Here is a 3,661-nt window from a genome sequence, read left to right as displayed (position 1 = left end):
GCCGAAATCTGGACCAAGCAGGAGCGCTCGATCGGCATCTTCGCACAGTCCGTGGGTGGCGGCGGTGGCGCCGGCGGTGCCGGCGAGAGCACCGGAAAGACCGATGACTCGGAAGTCAGCGTCAACCTCTCGCTCGGCGGATCGGGCAAGGTCGGCGGCGACGGCGGCAAGATCGTCGTCGAGAACAGCGGCTACATCCACACCGAGGCGGCCTATTCGCACGGCATCATGGCGCAGTCGATCGGCGGCAGCGGCGGCGTCGGCGGCGCTTCCGGCACTTCGGCCAAGGACTCCAATGTGGCCATTACGCTCAGCCTCGGCGGAGCCGGTGGCGACGGCGGCAAGAGCGATTTCGTTCATGTCACGAACTTCGACACGGGCGAGATTCTGACCAAGGGCGACAATTCCTATGGCATCTTCGCGCAGTCGATTGGCGGCGGCGGCGGTGCCGCCGGTGCCGGTTCGACCGAGACGGGCAGCGCGGAGACCTCCGTCTCGCTGGCGATCGGCGGCCTGGGTGGCGTTGGCAGCCGCGGTGGCGACGTCACGGTCGACAACCATGGCCAGATCACCACCCTGGGTTACCTCTCGCATGGCATTTTTGCGCAGTCGGTCGGTGGTGGTGGCGGCGCATCGGGTGCCGCCGCCAACACCTCGAAGGCCGACATGACGATTGGCGGCGCGGCCTCGTTGCCAAGCGGCGACGGCTCCAATGGCGGCCATGTCATCGTCAACAATGACGGCGCCATCGAGACCTGGAAGGATGGCGCGCTCGGCATCTTCGCCCAGTCCATCGGCGGCGGCGGCGGTTATGGCGGCGTGGTGTCGGCAGACACGGCAGGCGATGAATCGGTCGCGCTGCAGCTTGGCGGCTTCGGCGGCAATGGCGGCAATGGCGGGCAAGTGGATGTCACCGTTTCCGGCACCATCATCACCCATGGCGAACGCGCGCATGGCGTGGTCGCGCAATCGGTCGGCGGCGGTGGCGGCTATGGCGGTGACGCCAAGGGCAAGAGTTCGAACGCGTTGGCCATTGGTGGTGTCGGCGGCAAAGGCGGCGATGGCGGCGACGTCACCGTCATCCGCACCGGCACGATCACCACCACCGGCAAGGATTCGATCGCCATTATCGCACAATCAGTGGGCGGCGGCGGCGGCATCGGTGGTGCTGGCTTCGGCCGCTTTGGCGCCGACGACGATGGCGGCGGGCCAAATGCCATCGGCTTCAACACGCCCGGCGGCACCAAGGGCACCGGCGGCAAGGTAACCATCATCCAGTCGGGCGCGATCGAGACCGATGGCGACCGTGGCCACGGCATCGTCGCCCAGGCGGTTGGTGGCGGCGGTGGCGCCGGCGGCACGGATTCGCTCGGCATGGGCCAGTCGGCCGCCGGCTCGCAAGGTGGCATCGGCGATGCCGCGGCGGCATCCGCCAGCACCGACAGCCAGGTCTGGGTGAAGGGCGCGAGTGCCTATGCCATGTTCGGGCAGAGCGCGACAGGCAATGGCGACGCCCATGCGGTCGACCTGACGGCGGGTGACAGCCTGTTGGCACAAGGCGCGGATTCGGTGGCTGTCTATGGCGAGAGCACGGCCAAGGGCGCCAAGGGCAACATCACCATCAACCTCAATGGCCAATATACGATCGGTGGGGCCGGAACCGGTGTCGCGGCGATGCTCGTCGGCGGCGCCGACAACACGCTGACCAACCACAGCCTGCTCTACGCGATGGGGGCGACGCCGACTTTCGAGATCCAGGCAGCGCAGTTCCAGGCGTTTCAGGCTTTCCTGCTGGCGCCCGGCCCGGTGGTGCCGACAAACGCGATCCTGGAATCGCTGCTGGACGATTTCAGTCCGCTCGCCATCACCGGCACATCGGGCGATGACCATGTCGACAATTCCAAGGCGGCCGACACGTTGGGACGCGTCATCGGCAACATCGATCTCGGCGGCGGCAACAACAGCTTCCACAATTTCGCCGATTCCTCGATGGTCGGCCTCAAGACCATCGATCTCGGCGGCGGGCTGTTCACCAATGATGGGCTCTATACCAACCAAGGCATCGGCGTGGTTGCGAAAGTGGATGTCGGCGGCGGCTTCAAGCAGGTTCTCTCCGGCGACTTCGTCACCGACGTGGACCTCAACAACCAGATCACCGATGCGCTGGCGCTGACAGGCGCGGGCGACTTCAACGGCGAGGCTCCGTTGAACTTCCTCACGATCGACAAGCTGTTCACCGAATATGTGGTGGCCAAAGGCTCGGCGATGACCGATTCCGGCATCGACGCGAAAACCCTGCATCCGGCGGTGGGCTTCAACTTCCAGTTCAAGGTGGATAACGGCACCGATCTCGTTCTCTACGCCGACAATCCGACCTTCCTCGAACTGGCGCAGGATCCCGGTTCCGGAACCACCGATCCGGGCGTGTTCCAATTGGCGCAGTATCTCGACGACGTCGAAGCGGCCTCGACCCCGGACAACCCGATGGCCCGGTTGATCAACATGCTGCGCTTCCTGCCCAACGAGCAGGAACTGGGTGCCGCGCTGACGCGACTGACGCCGCACTATGCGGTGCATGCCTTCGACATGATCAACCGCGAGGCCGACATCATGTTGGAAACGGCGCGCGAATGCACCGGCGTGCCGTTCTACAAGAACCTCGACGGCCCCTGCATCTGGGCGACGATCAGTCCGCAGGCCGAATACAGTCGCGACGCGGGTGCCGGGACCACCAGCCGCGACGACGTCCTGAAGACCATGTCGCTTGGCGGCATCGGCGAGGTCGGCCAGAACTGGTCGCTGGGCGCCACCATCGGCCGTACGGAATTCGACTCCAAGATCGACGCCAACGGCGAACTGCTGTCACAAACCACCGGTCAGGCCTGGCAGGCCTATGCGCTGGCGAAGTACGCCGACAAGAATTACTTCATCGACTTCGCGCTCGGCGGCGGCACCGGTTCCTTCAAGGGCGAGCGCGATACCCATATCGATCCGGCGTTCTTCATTCCCGGCGAAACGCTGATCGGCGATTATCTGGACGAGGAAATGCTGCCCGGGATCGGCAACAGCGTCACCTACACGCAGAAGACCGCTCAGTTCGGTGGCTCGGCACGGCTTGGCTTCACGCAACAGATGGGCGCGTTCTACCTGCAGCCGACCTTGCAGTTCGACGCGCGCTGGCTGCGTGTTTCGGGAAAGGAAGAGGGGTCGGCTGCCGGTTTCAACTTCGACGGATCGGCGGACACCTTCTATGCGGCGACGCCGGCGCTCGAAATTGGAACCGACATCGCACTCAGCGACATTGCCAGCCTTCGCCTCTATGGAAAGGCTGGGGTGGAGTTTTCAACCAAGGAGTGGGAGATCGAAGGACGCTTCGCGGCTGCGGAGAATCTGCCCGGCAACCCGGCATTGCACTTGACGGAGGCGATCGATTCGCCGCTCTATCGGGTCGGCGCCGGCCTCGAGTTGAATGGGGTCAATGGCGTCGGCATGTCCGTCAGGTATAGTGGCGCCTTCGGGGAAACGGTCAAACAGAATGCAGTCAGCGCGTCTCTCAAGGTCAGTTTCTAGGCTGGCTCGAGGCGGAGCCCGGCGGGAGAGATCTTGATGAGGAAATACGCGTATTTCGCAGCCGTGCTGGGTGCTGCCTGTATCGCAGGCC

1 protein-coding gene is annotated in these 3,661 nt (G+C 64.7%); it reads left to right on the top strand.

Going from position 1 to position 3,661, the window contains the following annotated elements:
• The coding region (locus tag EOA36_RS30655) for an autotransporter outer membrane beta-barrel domain-containing protein (RefSeq protein WP_145969386.1) at positions 1–3,570 on the top strand (3,570 nt) is incomplete at its 5' end.
• Positions 3,571–3,661: the final 91 nt, after the last annotated feature.

Origin of the sequence: Mesorhizobium sp. M8A.F.Ca.ET.021.01.1.1 (assembly GCF_003998025.1) — a bacterium.
Classification (GTDB): domain Bacteria; phylum Pseudomonadota; class Alphaproteobacteria; order Rhizobiales; family Rhizobiaceae; genus Mesorhizobium.
Note: the sequence above shows the minus strand (reverse complement) of the source record. Positions and strands in the feature narration are given on the sequence as shown.